The organism is Mesorhizobium sp. WSM4871, assembly GCF_055811295.1.
The window spans coordinates 53,373-69,108 of record NZ_JBVVPU010000002.1 but is presented as its reverse complement, the minus strand read 5'-3'; the positions used below and the strand labels follow the sequence as shown (position 1 = coordinate 69,108).

At 63.1% G+C, this 15,736-nt stretch carries 14 protein-coding genes; 9 read left to right on the top strand and 5 right to left on the bottom strand.

The genetic code is table 11. The features are described from left to right. The first annotated feature begins 109 nt into the window (after nucleotides 1-109). From AC0L2H_RS03755 to AC0L2H_RS03740, 4 genes are all read left to right on the top strand, one after another. Nucleotides 110-397, top strand: coding sequence for a DUF4242 domain-containing protein (locus AC0L2H_RS03755; RefSeq protein ID WP_473588947.1), 288 nt, complete (start codon nucleotides 110-112; stop codon nucleotides 395-397). Nucleotides 398-402: 5 nt separating this feature from the next. Then, nucleotides 403-936 carry a hypothetical protein gene (locus AC0L2H_RS03750; protein ID WP_473588946.1) on the top strand — a complete coding sequence of 178 codons (534 nt, stop codon included), beginning with the start codon at nucleotides 403-405 and terminating at the stop codon, nucleotides 934-936. An 82-nt stretch (nucleotides 937-1,018) separates the two neighbouring features. Then, nucleotides 1,019-1,270: a DUF1127 domain-containing protein gene (locus AC0L2H_RS03745; RefSeq protein WP_473588945.1), complete on the top strand. Its 252-nt coding sequence runs from the start codon at nucleotides 1,019-1,021 to the stop codon at nucleotides 1,268-1,270. Between the two features lie 121 nt (nucleotides 1,271-1,391). Further along, nucleotides 1,392-2,984, top strand: coding sequence for a peptide chain release factor 3 (locus tag AC0L2H_RS03740; protein WP_473588944.1), 1,593 nt, complete (start codon nucleotides 1,392-1,394; stop codon nucleotides 2,982-2,984). Nucleotides 2,985-3,054: 70 nt separating this feature from the next. On the opposite strand, the gene AC0L2H_RS03735 is transcribed toward AC0L2H_RS03740, so the two are convergent. Further along, complete coding sequence (locus AC0L2H_RS03735; RefSeq protein WP_473588943.1) at nucleotides 3,055-3,525, bottom strand: VOC family protein; 471 nt, start codon at nucleotides 3,523-3,525, stop codon at nucleotides 3,055-3,057. Nucleotides 3,526-3,773: 248 nt separating this feature from the next. Between AC0L2H_RS03735 and ilvD the strand changes: the two genes are divergently transcribed. After that, complete coding sequence (gene ilvD / locus AC0L2H_RS03730; protein ID WP_473588942.1) at nucleotides 3,774-5,618, top strand: dihydroxy-acid dehydratase; 1,845 nt, start codon at nucleotides 3,774-3,776, stop codon at nucleotides 5,616-5,618. 34 nt (nucleotides 5,619-5,652) lie between these two features. On the opposite strand, the gene AC0L2H_RS03725 is transcribed toward ilvD, so the two are convergent. Next, nucleotides 5,653-7,407 (bottom strand): ABC transporter ATP-binding protein, encoded by a 1,755-nt coding sequence (locus AC0L2H_RS03725; protein ID WP_473588941.1) that lies wholly within the window; start codon nucleotides 7,405-7,407, stop codon nucleotides 5,653-5,655. A 177-nt stretch (nucleotides 7,408-7,584) separates the two neighbouring features. Here AC0L2H_RS03725 and AC0L2H_RS03720 point away from each other — a divergent pair, with 177 nt between their 5' ends. The 3 genes from AC0L2H_RS03720 (at nucleotide 7,585) to AC0L2H_RS03710 (ending at nucleotide 10,321) form a co-directional block, all read left to right on the top strand. Continuing rightward, complete coding sequence (locus AC0L2H_RS03720; protein ID WP_473588940.1) at nucleotides 7,585-8,868, top strand: amidohydrolase family protein; 1,284 nt, start codon at nucleotides 7,585-7,587, stop codon at nucleotides 8,866-8,868. Between the two features lie 113 nt (nucleotides 8,869-8,981). Further along, a complete protein-coding gene (locus tag AC0L2H_RS03715) occupies nucleotides 8,982-9,236 on the top strand; it encodes a hypothetical protein (protein WP_473588939.1) in 255 nt (84 codons plus the stop codon). A 161-nt stretch (nucleotides 9,237-9,397) separates the two neighbouring features. Then, nucleotides 9,398-10,321, top strand: coding sequence for a DMT family transporter (locus tag AC0L2H_RS03710; protein WP_473588938.1), 924 nt, complete (start codon nucleotides 9,398-9,400; stop codon nucleotides 10,319-10,321). On the opposite strand, the gene AC0L2H_RS03705 is transcribed toward AC0L2H_RS03710, so the two are convergent. Then, nucleotides 10,318-11,220 carry a phosphotransferase gene (locus AC0L2H_RS03705; RefSeq protein ID WP_473588937.1) on the bottom strand — a complete coding sequence of 301 codons (903 nt, stop codon included), beginning with the start codon at nucleotides 11,218-11,220 and terminating at the stop codon, nucleotides 10,318-10,320. The two genes, AC0L2H_RS03710 and AC0L2H_RS03705, sit on opposite strands and share 4 nt — an antisense overlap. Before the next feature lie 115 nt (nucleotides 11,221-11,335). Here AC0L2H_RS03705 and AC0L2H_RS03700 point away from each other — a divergent pair, with 115 nt between their 5' ends. After that, nucleotides 11,336-11,968 (top strand): class I SAM-dependent DNA methyltransferase, encoded by a 633-nt coding sequence (locus AC0L2H_RS03700; RefSeq protein WP_473589456.1) that lies wholly within the window; start codon nucleotides 11,336-11,338, stop codon nucleotides 11,966-11,968. A 2-nt stretch (nucleotides 11,969-11,970) separates the two neighbouring features. Here AC0L2H_RS03700 and AC0L2H_RS03695 read toward each other — a convergent pair whose 3' ends face one another. Beyond that, the gene (locus tag AC0L2H_RS03695; protein WP_473588936.1) at nucleotides 11,971-14,424 is read right to left on the bottom strand and encodes a GcvT family protein; all 2,454 of its coding nucleotides are present in this window, start codon (nucleotides 14,422-14,424) and stop codon (nucleotides 11,971-11,973) included. Next, nucleotides 14,421-15,308, bottom strand: a complete 888-nt coding sequence (locus tag AC0L2H_RS03690; RefSeq protein WP_473588935.1) for a phosphotransferase — start codon at nucleotides 15,306-15,308, stop codon at nucleotides 14,421-14,423. Before AC0L2H_RS03690 ends, AC0L2H_RS03695 begins: the two co-directional genes overlap by 4 nt. Nucleotides 15,309-15,736 lie beyond the last annotated feature (428 nt).

The window sequence follows — 15,736 nt, the reverse complement described above, 5'->3', positions numbered from 1 at the left end:
CATTCTCCATGTGCCTGGCGAGCCAAGGAGCATTCTAGCTCAGCAGCCCCGGCGATGTCACCGGCCGCGATTCCGGCAGCATCTGAACCCAACACAAGGAGATATGAAAATGCACAAATACATCATCGAACGGGAGATCCCGAAGGTCGGTACTTTCGAGCGTGAGCAGCTTCGCGAGGCATCCAAGGCCTCGAACGCCGTTCTCGCCGAACTCGGCCCGGAAATTCAATGGATCGAGTCATTCGTGGCGGACGACAAGACGTTTTGCGTCTACCTCGCGGAGGACGAAGCGATCATCCAGCGCCATGCCAAGATGAGCGGCTTCCCCGCCACAAAGATCACGCAGGTCAAGCGCCTGTTCGACCCGACCACTGCTTCCGATCGCGCTGGGGCATGAGGACCGTGAAACTCCTCGCAAACCTCATCCTCGGCATGGCGTTGTCGGGAGTCATTTGGGCCTCGGCACTCGCCTGCGGCACCACGGATGCCCATGACATGGCTGACCCGGTGCTCAATCGGTCCCGGGAAATGGCGGCGAAATACCTCAACATCGAGGTCGCCAAGGCCGACGGTTACCAGCAGCTGTTCGAATGCACCATGCATGACGAGCACGGCAACATGGGCGTGCACTTCATCCATCCTGGCCGTGCCGGCGACGGGAAGCTGGTGCTCGGCGAGCCGGACGTGCTGACCTACGAACCGGAGTCCGGCGGCTCCATGCAACTCGTTGGCATGGAATACATCGTCTTCGAGAAGGACTGGAAAGGCCAAGGCGTCCCCGAATTCCTCGGCCGCACCCTGCAGCGCAAGACGACGGTCGGCGTTCACCCCGTTGACCCCTACTACGAGCTCCACGTCTGGCACTGGCGGCACAATCCGGCCGGCATCTTCGCCGACTGGAACCCTTATGTGAGCTGCGAACACGACATGTCCTGACGGACGTGACGCGCGACACTTCCTGGGAGGTCATTTGCACGGCCCTCCCGATTTCTTAGTTCAAACAAAAGGAAACAAGACCATGCCAATCCTTCATTCGGGACCGGAATTCATCGTCCATCAGTCCGTCATCGGTCGCTTCTTCGCTGCAGCCATTGAAATATCTCGGTCGGGCCTCCGTATTCTCGCGCGTCTTCGGCGTATTTACAGGGACCGCGCATTGCTGGACGAATTGCCGGACTACCTGCTGCGCGATATCGGCATTGATCGATCCGAAATTTCGTCAGTCACCAGATTCGGTGCCAAGGGCGGTCTCCGCGGCTTACGGACTTGAAGGACGCGGTCTCTCTGCCAGCAGTCAATCTTGCAGTGGCGTTGATGCCGATGTGCCCAAAACCGTCGACAGGCCACAAAAGCGCTGCTAGAAGCCCGCGCCACAGACAGGATTCCACAAATTGGCTGAAGACATTGAAAACGCGGTATCGCGGCGCCGCACTTTCGCGATCATCGCGCACCCCGACGCCGGCAAGACGACGCTGACCGAAAAGCTGCTGCTGTTCGGTGGCGCCATCCAGCTTGCCGGCGAGGTCAAGGCCAAGAAGGACCGCATCCAGACCCGGTCCGACTGGATGAAGATCGAACGCGAGCGCGGCATTTCGGTCGTCACCTCGGTGATGACCTTCGAATATGAGGACAATGTCTTCAACTTGCTCGACACGCCCGGCCACGAGGATTTCGCCGACGATACCTATCGCACGCTCTCGGCGGTCGACTCCGCCGTGATGGTCATCGACGCCGCCAAGGGCATCGAGCCGCGCACGCTGAAACTGTTCGAGGTCTGCCGGCTGCGCGACATCCCGATCATTACCTTCGTCAACAAGATGGACCGCGAAAGCCGCGACCCGTTCGAGATCCTCGACGAGATCGAGCAAAAACTGGCGCTCGACACAGCCCCGATCACCTGGCCGATCGGCCGCGGCAAGACCTTTGCCGGCACCTACCATCTGGCGCTGAACGCCGTGCGCAGGGGCGACGCCGAAAAGGAGCGCACGCCGGTCAACGGTCCCGATTCCAACCGCGTCGCCGGTCTTTTGCCGGAAAACGAGCGCGAGGCCTTTATCGAGGAACTGGAACTCGCGCGCGAAGCTTGCCGTCCGCTCGATATCGATTCCTTCCGCGAAGGTCACCTGACGCCGGTCTATTTCGGCTCGGCGCTGCGCAATTACGGCGTGCGCGACTTGATCGAGGCGCTCGGCGCCTACGGACCACCGCCGCGCGCGCAGGAGGCCGACACCCGCAAGGTCGAGGCGACCGAAGAGAAGATGACCTCCTTCGTCTTCAAGATCCAGGCCAACATGGACCCCAATCACCGCGACCGCATCGCTTTCGTCCGCGTCTGCTCGGGCAAGCTCGAGCGCGGCATGAAGGCCAAGCTGGTGCGCACGGGAAAACCGATGAGCCTGTCGGCGCCGCAATTCTTCTTCGCCCGCACCCGCGTCACCGCCGACGAGGCCTTTGCCGGCGACGTCGTCGGCATTCCCAATCACGGCACGCTGCGCATCGGCGATACCTTGACTGAAGGCGAGGAAATCCTGTTCCGCGGCGTGCCCAACTTCGCTCCGGAAATCCTGCGCCGTGTCCGCCTTGGCGATGCCATGAAGGCCAAGAAACTCAAGGAAGCGCTGCATCAGATGGCCGAGGAAGGCGTGGTGCAGCTGTTCTCGCCGGAGGACGGCTCGCCGGCGATCGTCGGCGTTGTCGGCGCGCTGCAGCTCGACGTGCTCAAGGAGCGGCTGAACTTCGAATACACGCTGCCCGTCGATTTCGAGATGTCGCGCTTTTCCGTCTGCCGCTGGATCTCGGCCGACGACAAGGCCGAGGTGCAGCGCTTCATCGAGGCGCATCGCGGCGACATCGCCCGCGACCTCGACAACGACCCGGTGTTCCTCGCCCAGCACGCCTTCTCGCTCAACTACGAGGCCGAGCGCTGGAAGGCGATCCGTTTTGCGGCGGTCAAGGACTATCAGGTCCGTGACAAGGCGGCATGATTTTAGTCAGTAGTCAGTAGTCAGTAGTCAGTAGTCATTGGAGGCCTCACTACTCACTACTCACTTACTTTCACCCCTTCGCCGCCGCTTCGATCTTGGCGATGTCGATCTTGCTCATCTGCATCATCGCTGACATCACCCGGCCCGCCTTGGCCCGGTCCGGATCCAGAAGCAGGCGCGGCAGTTGCTCGGGCACGACTTGCCAGGAGATGCCGAATTTGTCCTTCAGCCAGCTGCATTGCGACGGTTCGCCGCCACCTTCGATGAGCCTGTCCCAGAAATAATCCACCTCTTCCTGCGTCTTGCAGTCGATCGACTGTGACATCGCCTCGTTGAACTTGAATTGCGGTCCGCCGTTGAGCGCCTGGAACTGCACGCCGTCGAGTTCGAACGTGGTCACCAGCACTTTGCCTTCATCGGCGTGGCCTTCGGGCCAGCGCATCACGCTCAGCACCTTCGAATTCTTGAAGATGGAGACGTAGAAATTCATCGCCTCTTCGGCCTGGCCGTCGAACCACAGGCAGGTGGTGATCTTTTGCATGTCTTGCTCCTCGGGCTGTTTCAGTTGGCTAGCACAATGAAACGGCTGGCTTGACGTCATTTGCCCTGCCGTTTGCCCAAGGACGCCTGGGCGGCACGCAATCCGACAATGTCATCGAATTTTCCTGGGGGAATCTGGCGCATTGCAAAATTGTGGCCAGACCAGGCTTCGGCGTCTATAACGCCTGCGGTCCGAATTCAGCGCCGCCGCGCCATGCCTCGGCGCGGCCAGCCAGCTAAGGAAAGTTCATGCCCGCCTATCGTTCCCGCACCACCACTCATGGCCGCAACATGGCCGGCGCCCGCGGCCTGTGGCGCGCCACCGGCATGAAGGACAGTGATTTCGGCAAGCCGATCATCGCCGTGGTCAATTCCTTCACCCAGTTCGTGCCGGGCCATGTCCATCTCAAGGACCTTGGCCAGTTGGTGGCGCGCGAGATCGAAAAGGCCGGCGGCGTCGCCAAGGAATTCAACACCATCGCCGTCGATGACGGCATCGCCATGGGCCATGACGGCATGCTCTATTCGCTGCCGTCGCGCGAGCTGATCGCCGACTCGGTCGAATACATGGTCAATGCGCACTGCGCCGACGCCATGGTCTGCATCTCCAATTGCGACAAGATCACGCCGGGCATGCTGATGGCCTCGCTGCGCCTCAACATCCCGACCGTCTTCGTCTCGGGCGGACCGATGGAAGCCGGCAAGGTGGTGCTCGCCGGCAAGACGCAGGCGCTCGATCTGGTCGATGCCATGGTTGCTGCCGCCGATGACAAGATCTCCGACGAGGACGTCAAGGTCATCGAGCGCTCGGCCTGCCCGACCTGCGGCTCCTGCTCGGGCATGTTCACCGCCAATTCGATGAACTGCCTGACCGAGGCGCTGGGCCTGTCGCTGCCCGGCAATGGTTCGACGCTGGCCACGCACGCCAATCGCAAGCGCCTGTTCGTCGAGGCCGGCCATCTGGTCGTCGATCTCGCCCAGCGCTATTACGAACAGGACGACGAAACCGCGCTTCCACGCAGCATTGCCTCCAAGGGCGCCTTCGAGAACGCCATGACGCTCGACATCGCCATGGGCGGCTCGACCAACACCGTGCTGCACATCCTGGCTGCCGCGCATGAGGGCGAGGTCGATTTCACCATGGAAGACATCGACCGGCTGTCGCGGCGCGTCCCGGTGCTGTGCAAGGTGGCGCCGGCGAAATCCGACGTCCATATGGAAGATGTCCATCGTGCCGGCGGCATCATGGCTATCCTCGGCCAGCTCGACAGCGCCGGGTTGATCAATCGCGATCTGCCGACCGTGCATACGGCAAGCCTCGGCGAGGCGCTCGACCATTGGGACATTTCGCGCACGACCAGCCAGAACGTCCGCGATTTCTTCCTCGCGGCGCCGGGCGGCGTGCCGACGCAGGTCGCCTTCAGCCAGGACCGCCGCTGGGATGAGCTTGATCTCGACCGCGAGAAGGGTGTCATCCGTTCGGCGCAGACGCCTTTCTCGAAAGATGGCGGCCTTGCCGTGCTGAAAGGCAATCTGGCGCTCGATGGCTGCATCGTGAAGACCGCGGGCGTCGACGAGTCGATCCTGAAATTCACCGGCCCGGCGCGTGTGTTCGAAAGCCAGGACGCCTCCGTCAAGGCGATCCTGTCCAACGAGATCAAGGCCGGCGATGTCGTCGTTATCCGCTATGAGGGGCCGCGCGGCGGCCCCGGCATGCAGGAAATGCTCTACCCGACCAGCTATCTGAAGTCGAAGGGTCTGGGCAAGGCCTGCGCGCTGGTCACCGACGGCCGCTTCTCCGGCGGCACGTCAGGCCTGTCCATCGGCCATGCCTCGCCGGAAGCGGCGGAAGGCGGATTGATCGGACTGGTGCAGGAGGGCGACACGATCGAGATCGACATCCCCAACCGCACCATCCGCCTTGCGGTCGACGACGCTGAACTTGACGCGCGTCGTGCGGCTATGGAGGCCAAGGGCGTTTTGGCCTGGAAGCCGGAGGAAAAGCGCAAGCGCAAGGTGACGACCGCCCTGCGCGCCTATGCCGCCTTCGCCACCAGCGCCGACAAGGGTGCTGTGAGGCACGTGCCGGAATAGGTTCGCGCCCAGGCTCCCACATCCGGCAACACCGTCACGGCATCAGCTGATACTCATAAAGCTTCTGATAAAGCCCACCCTGTTTGAGCAGTGCCTTGTGCGGGCCGCTTTCCACCACCTTGCCGGCCTCCAGCACCACGATCGTGTCGGCCTGGTGCACGGTCGACAGCCGGTGCGCGATGACGATTGTCGTGCGCCCGACCGTCAGTTGCTGCAGCGCGTCGCGGAACAATGCCTCGGATTCCGCGTCAAGCGCGCTGGTCGCCTCGTCGAGCAGCAGGATCTCGGCATTGCGCAGCATGGCGCGCGCGATCGAGATGCGCTGGCGCTGGCCGCCGGAAAGCAGCGCGCCGTTCTCGCCAACATCCGTCTCATAGCCTTTGGCCAACGCGGTGATGAAGTCATGCGCATTGGCCGCCCTGGCGGCGGCGATCACCTCGTCGTCGGTGGCGTCCTGACGCCCAAGCCGGATATTGTGCATGATCGTGCCGGCAAACAGGAACGTGTCCTGGCTGACATAGGCGATCTTTTCCCGGAGCGAAGCGATGGTTGCGTGGGAGATGTCCTGGCTGTCGAGCAGCACCTTGCCGCTCTGCGGGTCGTACATGCGCATGATCAGGTTGAGGATGGTCGACTTGCCGCCGCCCGATGGCCCGACCAGCGCCGTCATCTTGCCGGCCTTAAGCGTCAGGTCGAGCCCATCGAACACCGGCGGACTTTCCGGATAGGCAAAGCCGACATTGTCGAACCGGATTTCGCCCGGTCCCGGCCGCAGCGGCTTGGCGTCCGGCCTTTCGGCCAGCGTCAGCGGCCGGTCGGCGAGCTGGAACATCATACGTACACCGACGATGCCGGTTTCCAGCGAGATGCGCACGCGGGCCAGGCGTTTGGCCGGTTCATAGGCAAGCAGCAGCGCCGCGATGAAGGCCATGATGTTGCCCGGCATCTGGCCCCCCCCAAGGACCAGAAGGCCGCTGACCAGAATGGCGCCGGAGATCGCCAGTCCGGCCAGCGTTTCCATCACCGGGCTGGTGGCGGCCTCCAGTGTCGCAATGTTGTTGGCGCGGTTTTCGACATCGGACACCGCCTTGTACATGCGCTTGCGCATCGCGCCTTCGAGACCGAAGGATTTGACGACACGCACGCCGACTGCCGTTTCCTGCATCACCTGCACGATCTGGCCGAGCGAGCGGAATTCCTGCGCGGCGATCTTGCGCACGCGCTTCAGGATGCGGTTGACCCCGTAAATGGCTATTGGCCCCACGACGAAGCAGATGAGGGACAGCGCCGGCTGCTGCCAGACCATCACCCCCACCAGGACAAGCAAAGTCAGCAGGTCGCGCACATAGGACGTGACGACGAGGTCAAGCACGCTGCGTGCCGCCTGCGCGTTGTTGGTCATGCGGGTGATCAGGTCGGATGACGAGGTCGAATGGTAGAACTCGATGCCTTGCTCCAGGATACGGTCGTAGATCTTGCGTTGTCGTTCGGCGATGATGCTGTTGCCGACCCGGCTCATGAAATAGGCCTGGACGAAATTGGCGATGCCCTTGGCGACGAAGATCCCGGCAACCGCCGCGGCAATCCAGTTGACGCGCTCTACCCTCTTGTAGATCACGAACTCATTGGTGATTTCGCGCAGGATCCAGGCGCTGGCGCCCGTCATGGCGGCCACCACCAGCATCGACAGGATGGCGGCGCCATATCCGAACTTGTGCTCGTGGAAGGATTCCCTCACCAGCCTTGCGATGAGGCGCTGGTTTTCCGTCGAACGGAAGAAGCGAAACAAATGGCTGATCCCATGCCTGGCTGAGACGGATTTCGGATTCGCCACGGGGGCGAAAGGCGGCTTATAGAGCGAGTTGCGTCCGGATGGAACCTGCCACCCGCTTTGAAACAAACGGCTGCGGCAAGCTGTCTTTTGCGCCACGATGGCACGGTGATTCCTTAGAGAGGATGGCTACAGATGGATTTCGACCTTATCGTGCGAGGCGGCACGCTGCCCGACGGCACGATTGCCGACATCGGCATTATCGGCGAGACGATCGCGGCGATCGAGCCCGAACTGAACGTCACTGCAGGCATGGCGGTCGATGCCCACGGCAATCTGGTCTCGCCGCCCTTCGTCGATCCGCATTTCCATATAGACGCCACGCTCTCCTATGGCATCCCGCGCATCAATGCCTCGGGCACGTTGCTGGAAGGCATTTCGCTATGGGGCGAGTTGAAGCCGCTTTTGACCCACGAGGCGGTGCGCGACCGCGCGCTCGCCTATTGCGACTGGGCGGTATCCATGGGCCTGCTCGCCATCCGCACCCATGTCGATGTCTGCGACGACAGGCTGCTGGCGGTCGAAGCCCTGCTCGACGTGAAGAAGACGGTCGCGCCCTATATCGACCTGCAACTGGTCGCCTTTCCGCAGGACGGATTCTACCGCTCGCCGACCGCGCGCGACAACACGATCCGTGCGCTTGACCTCGGCGTCGACATCGTTGGCGGCATACCGCATTTCGAGCGCACCATGGCCGACGGCACGCGTTCGGTGACGGAACTGTGCGAAATCGCCGCCAGGCGCGGCCTGATGGTCGACCTGCATTGCGACGAAACCGATGACCCGCTGTCGCGCCATATCGAACAACTGGCCTATGAGACGCAGCGCCTCGGCTTGGGGCGCAGGGTGGCCGGCTCGCACCTCACCTCCATGCATTCGATGGACAATTACTACGTCTCCAAGCTGTTGCCGATGATCGCCGAGGCCGGCGTCTCGGCGATTCCCAATCCGCTCATCAACATCATGCTGCAGGGCCGCCACGACACGTTCCCCAAGCGCCGTGGCCTGACCCGCGTCAAGGAAATGCTGGCCATGGGCATCCGCGTCGGCTGGGGCCAGGATTGCGTGCTCGACCCCTGGTACTCGCTCGGCACTGCCGACATGCTCGACGTCGCCTTCATGGGCCTGCATGTCGCCCAGATGTCGAGCCCCGCCGACATGGCGCGCTGCTTCGACATGGTCACCAATGTCAACGCCGCCATCATGGGGCTTGATCATCTGGGTCTCGGCGTCGGCAAGCGCGCCAGCCTCGTCGTCCTCGATGCCGGCAATCCGGTCGAGGCCATACGCTTGCGCCCCGAACGTCTCTACGTCATTGCCAGGGGCAAGGTGGTTGCGGAGCGGACGAAGCAGGAGACACGGCTGTCGATCGCCGGCCGGCCGGCGCAGGTGAACCGCCGGCACAAAGCGGCTGGTTGAGCCGGGCCTGGCGGCCCCAACAGGCCCGGCCTCTCTGCATCAAGGCTCTCCGCTTCGCTTGGCCATAATTAAGTCTACATAAACCTCCATTTTAATTCGAGGGCGATTACGCGATGTGGCAAAAGACTGTGATGGTGGCCGCGCTGGGGGTGCTCTGTACGGGCTGCATGAGCGCGCAGGATCGTCGCGCCGCCGATGAGGCGAAGTGCCGGTCCTACGGCTTCACCAAGAAGAATGACGCCTTCGCCGAATGCCTGCAGCGCATCGACCTCGATCGGCGCGCGGAGTTGCGAAGCGCCTCGGCCTTCGATCCGTGGGAGAGACCGGTGATCTACCGCCCGGTCATCATTCGGCCAAGGCCAAAGTAGGCGGAATCGCGATCCGGCCGGCAAAGCGGCCATTCAAGCCGCGATCTGCGCCATAGGCCCAGCCGATTTCCGGTTCTGGTCCGGCCGGGTTTTCCGATTCCGCTCGTCAAGCCGGTTGCTAGCGGCTACGACGCGATACGTGCGGGAGGAACCATAACGGCATGGCACAGCCGATAGCCCAGAATCCGACGATCAGGAACGTGCTGCTGGCTGGCATTCTCTTGATGCTGGCCGGCGATTTCCTGTTTGCGTTGAACGATGCGATGGGCAAATGGCTGGTCGCCAGCTTTTCCGTCGGCCAGGTCGTGCTGATCCGTTCCGTCGGCGCCTTTTTCGTGCTCGGCCCGATGATCGCGCATCAGGGCACCGGCAAGCTGTTTCGCGTGGAGCGCGTCGAATTGCAGGTTTTGCGAGTCGTCATGACGACGCTCGACACCGCGCTGTTCTACGCCGCCGTCGTCTATCTGCCGCTGGCCGACGTCATGAGCTTCTACATGGCCGGGCCGATCTACGTCGCGGCGTTGTCCCACCTTCTGCTCGGTGAAAAGGTCGGCTGGCGCCGCTGGGTGGCGATCCTGGTCGGCTTCTGCGGCGTGCTGATCATGCTGAAACCATCGTCGTCGGCGTTTTCGCTGTCCTCGATCTTCGCGGTGGTCGGAAGTATTTCGTTCGCCTTCGCCATCATCCTCAACCGCCGGCTGCGTGGCACCAGCGACACATCGCTCGTCACCTGGCAGACCATCGGCACGCTGCTGGTCGGCGCGGTGCTGACCGTCGGCAACTGGCAGACGCCGTCGGCGCTCGATTTCGGCGCCATGCTGCTGCTCGGTATCGTCTCCTGCGGCGCGCATCTGATGATCACCAGGGCGCTGAAACTGGCGCCGGCCTCGACGCTGGCGCCGCTGCATTACAGCCTGCTTTTGTGGGCCGTGATCTTTGGCTTGGCCTTCTTCGGTGACGTGCCTGGTCCACGCATCCTGGTCGGCTCGGCCATCGTCGTGCTCGCCGGCCTGTTCATCTTCCACCGCCAGAAGGTGGTCGATACGACGGTGCCGCCCGAAAACGTGCCGAAGGGTGTAAATTAGCCCGCGCGCACGGCCGCCAGATGCCCTGAAAACTCCGGCGTTTCCATCAGCGCCTTGCAGCGCGAAAAACGCCCGTCGGCATAGGCGCGGAAATCGTCGACCGGGTTGTTGTTGGCAAGCTGGATCAGTCCCCACAACGTCCATAGGAGATCGCACATCGCCTTGTAGATGACGACACGGCCGCGCTCCACCGGCGTCGGCTCCCCGCCGAAATAGGCGCGCAGCATCTCCTCATCTTGCGCCGCATCGAACTTTCCTTCGACGCTGAGGTCGCCAAGATCCCAGAGCGGATCGTTCATCCCTGAATATTCCCAGTCGACGATCCACATCCGCTCGCCCGTATCGAGAAAGTTTTCGCACAGCGGATCGCAATGGCAGGCGACGATCGAAAGGGGATTGGCGGCAAGGGCCGAGCGCACCGTTTCGGCCTCGCGCACGACGTCGTGGTAGCCCGCGGGCAGGGTAACGTCCTTGGTCGACAGCACCTTCAGATAGTCGTCGATCATCGCAAACAGCTCGAAGCGAAAGGGGAAGACCGCACCCGATGTATGCAGTCTGCGTAGGGCTTCGGCGGCGCGCGCCGGGCTGCCTGGCCGGGTCTTGAACTTTTCCGGCGACATCGTCTCGGCGCCGGCGATGAAGCGCGTCACCATCACGCCCGTTCTGCCGTCGACATGCAGCACATCGGGGCTGACGCCGGCCTTGGCGGCTTCCTGGGCCGCCACCGCCTCATTGACGCGGTTGATATATTCCTCGGTGCCGTTGCCGGGGATGCGCAGGCAGGCATCTCCGGCCTTGAAGACGAGATTGGTGAGGCCGCCGAGGCGTTCAAGCGGCCCGTCATAGCTGGCCAGCACCGGAATGGCCGCAAGCCTGGCGCGCGCCTCGTCAACCTCCATCGCGTCGCCCCCTATTTACACATCGTTATTTTCTCGCGGCGACGGTTCCACAATTTTCGCCATTTGGCTATCATCCGGATGGCGTATGAGCCACGAGACGGCGGACGGGACCGGGATGACGGACAAGAAGAACGAAGGCCCGCTCGCCGCGGCCTATGCGGCAAAGCGCCCCGAGGACGTGGCGGCCCTCTATGACAGTTGGTCCGACACTTACGACGCGGACATGTCGGCGGCCGGTTATCGTCATCCGACCATCTGCCTTGCCCTGCTTGCCCGCCATCTGCCACGCGGCGCGGCGCCGCTGCTTGACGCCGGGGCCGGGACCGGCCTCATCGGCGAATGGCTTGCCATCACGGGCTACCCACGGGTCGAGGCGCTCGACATCTCCGCCGGCATGCTGGCCCAGGCCTCGCGCAAGGGCGTCTATTCGGCGCTGCATTGCCTGGCGCTCGGCGGTCCCTTGCCTTTCGCCGACGGTGCCTATGCCGGCATCGTATCGGCCGGCGTCTTCACCTCGGGCCATGTCGGCGTCGAGGGGCTGGACGAACTGATCCGCATTTGCCGGCCGGGTGGCATCATCGTGCTGACGGTCAAGAACACGCTGTGGGACGCAGGATTTGCCGCACGGATCGCCGAACTCGAGGCGAAGGGCGTCATAACGCGCGCCGAGGAAACGCCGCCCTATGTCTCGATGCCGGGTGAGGCGGATACCGTGCCCAGCCGCGGCCTCGTTCTGCGCGTGAGCTGAAGCTACGCTTTGACCCTGTCTCCGGCTGGATCGTAAAGCGGCTGAAGGTGAATCCGTGCCGGTGTCCGCTCCATTGCCACCACCAGCTCGTAGTCGCCGGAGGTGAGGAAATCGTCGCTGATGCCGCCGGCATTGCGCACATAGCCATAGCCGATGTTCTTGCCGACCGTGTAGCCATAGCCGCCGCTGGTGAGATAGCCGACCGGCTCGCCATTGCGCAGGATCGTCTCGCGTCCGAGCAGCACGGTTTCCGGGTTGTCGACCGTGAAGCCGGCGAAGCGTTTTTTGAGCGCCGCGCCGCTGCTCTTTTCAAGCGCCCGCCGGCCGACGAAATCCGTGTTCTTTCGCAGCTTCACCGCCCAGCTGAGGCCCGCTTCCTCGGGCGTGTCGTTGGGCGTGATATCGGCGCCCCAGGCCCGGTAGCCCTTTTCCAACCGCAATGATTCCAGCGCCCGATAGCCGACCGGACGAATACCGTGCCTTTTGCCAGCCGCCATCAGCGCATCGAAGACCTCGCCCGCCGCCGCGATCGGCACATGCAGTTCCCAGCCGAGTTCGCCGACATAGGTGACGCGCAACGCCCGTATAGTATGGCCAGCGACTTCAATCTCGCGCGCATGGCCGAACGGGAAGCTGGTGTTCGACACGTCCGCAGCGGTTACTGCGGCCAGCACTTCACGGGCGCGCGGCCCCATCAGCGACAACGTGCCGAAATCCTCGGTGACATCGATCAGCGTAACGTCAAGATCCTTGCCGACATGGTCGTCGATCCAGGAGAAATCATGCGTGCGGAAACCGGTGCCGGTGACGATGTAGAATTTCTCTTCGCCGAGCCGCGCCACCGTCAGGTCGGCCTCGATGCCGCCGCGCGTGTTGAGAAGCTGCGTGTAGGTCAGCCGGCCGACCGGCTTGGCGACGTCGTTGGCGCAGATCCAGTCCAGCGCCTTCTGCGCATCCGCGCCTGATATTTCGTATTTGGCGAAGGACGACTGGTCGAAGATGCCGACGCTTTCGCGCACCTGCCGGTGCTCGTCGCCGACGGCTGAGAACCAGTTCTGCCGGCCCATCGAATAGGCATCCTCAGGCTCGACGCCCTCGGGCGCGAACCAGTTCGGCCGCTCCCAGCCGAGCTTCGAGCCGAACACCGCGCGATGCTCTTGCAGCCGTGCATAGAGTGGCGAGACAATGCACGGCCGTCCCGATAGATATTCCTCGTGCGGGAAGCCAATCGTGTAGTGCTTGCCATAGGCTTCCAGCGTGCGGTCGCGGACCCATTGCCGGTCGCGGTGCAGGCCCGAAAAACGCCTGATGTCGACCACCCACAGATCGAGCGGCGCCTCGCCGTCGACCACCCATTGCGCCAGCACCCAGCCGGCGCCGCCGCCGGACGCGATGCCGAATGCGTTGAAGCCGGCGCCGACGAACATGTTGGCGCATTCGGGCGCGACGCCGAGGATGAAATTGCCGTCCGGCGTGAAGCTCTCCGGCCCGTTAATCATCTGCTTGACGCCGGCGTTTTCCAGCGCCGGGATCCGCGCGATCGCCTGGTTCATATGCTGCTCGAAATGATCGTAATCGTCATCGAACAGCCGGAATTCCCAGTCGTCAGGCACGTCGCCGCCGGGCAGGCCGGTCGTCCAGGCCTGCGGATTGGGCTCGTAGCCGCCCATCACCAGCCCGCCGACTTCCTCCTTGAAATAGGTGCGGCGGTCCGGATCGCGGATGGTTGGCGCATCGGTCGCCAGTCCCTCGATCTTCTCGGTGATGATGTACTGATGTTTCACCGGCTGCAGCGGCACGTTGATGCCGGCCAGCGCCCCAACCTGCCGCGCCCATTGCCCGGCGCAGTTCACCACCTTGTCGCAGGCGATGTCGCCCTCGGCTGTTTTCACCGCGACGATGCGGCCGTCCTTCATCTCGAAGCCGGTGACGCGGACGTTCTCGAACAGCCTGGCGCCATGCATGCGTGCGCCCTTGGCCAGCGACTGGGTGATGTCGGAAGGGCTTGCCTGGCCGTCGGTCGGCAACCAGGAGGCGCCGACGAGATCACCCGTTTCCAGGAGCGGCCACATCGTCTTGACCTCGGCCGGCGACAGCAACTGCATGTCCATGCCGAAGCTCTTCGCCGTCGTCGCCAGCCTCTTATATTCGGTCCAGCGGTCGGCATTGGTCGCCAGCCTGAGGCACCCGGTCATCTTCCAGCCGGTGGCCAGCCCGGTTTCGGCCTCCAGCCCCTTGTAGAGATCCACCGAATATTTGAGCACGCGCGTGATCGAGGCCGACGAGCGCAACTGGCCGACCAGCCCGGCGGCGTGCCAGGTCGAGCCCGAGGTCAGCTTGCCCTGCTCCAGGAGCACGACATCGGCCTTGTGGTCGCGCGCCAGATGATAGGCCGTCGAACAGCCGATGATGCCGCCGCCGATGACCACGATCTCGGCATGGCTGGGCAAGGTCATGATGTCTGCATCCCGTATTTTGTTCTGTAATTGTCCAGCGCGGCGTCCAGCCGCGTCAGGTTTTCGTCGGTATAGGCGACGTAGTCGATGCCGGGCGCATCGAGGTAAAGTTCGGAAACCATGCTCCACATCGCCTCGCGCAGCAGCGACGCGCATTGCATGGCCGCGTGCGAGCGGCGGATCGCCTCGTCCGGCTCCTTCATGAAATAGGCGGTGAGGAAGGCGAAGGATTCCTCGTCGCTCATGCTGGCGTTGGAGGCGACGCCGGCAAGGTCGAACATCGCAGTGTTGAAGCCGGCATATTCGAAATCGATCAGCCACAATCTGTGGCCATCGTCGAGGATATTGGCTGGCAGAAGATCATTATGGCCGAAGACGATCGGCAGCAGTTTCTGCGCCCGTTCGAGTTCGTCCGCCAAAGTCAGAAAGCGCGGCAGGTCGTTCAGCTTGCGGCTGCCGCCTTCCTCCAGCGTGCGCGCATAGTCGCGGATGACGTGAAACACCCAGAACATGAAGCCGGCGCCCGAGACATGATTGGGCATTTCGCGGTGGAAGCCGCGCATCAGGGCGGCGACGCGGCCGATATTGGCCCTCACATCTTCGGCGACAAAGGCCTTGGCGCCGAGAAATTCCGTCACCACGATGCCGGGCTCGTCATAGCGTACGGCCGGCCCGAAGCCGGCGGCCTGCGCCGCGCGCGCCGTCATCACCTCGCGCTCGCGAAAGACGTGGTGGAACGGAAAGTCCTGGCCGATACGTACGACATGCCGCCCGGCCGCATCCTTGACCACATAGTTGGCGTTGCTCAGGCCGCCCGGCAGCGGCTCAATGTCGATGCTGCCGGTCCAGCAGGGCAGGGCGCGGATGCGGTCTTCGGCAGTCAAGAACTCATCCCTCGTTTGGCGGAGGTTTAACAAGGCCGCGGGTGAGCCGAAGATGGCAACCGGCCGGAGGGGGAGAAGGTGAAAATCTCGTCGGTGCGGGATGCCAGGATTGGTATCCCGCGCCGCACCGACGAGCCCCTTTGCCGGGTTCTTCGACGCCGGCGTCCGCCCCCGCGGATTCCCAAAACTCCATTCCCCTGTGCCGGGCGCTTTGCAGGCGTTCGGAAAGGCGAATTCTTGTGCGGCTCAGCCATCGTTCTCCCGCAGCGGCTACGAGCCTGTCACACCGACAATCTCGCGCCATCTGGTCCGGCCTGTCAACAAGAATCTGTGGCTTTTTATGTCTTTTTGCCCGAAATAGTTCGAAATTCTCGTGAATACGTGCATGTTTGCCGTAAAAGCAGACAGTATCGCAACAACGCGAGCGG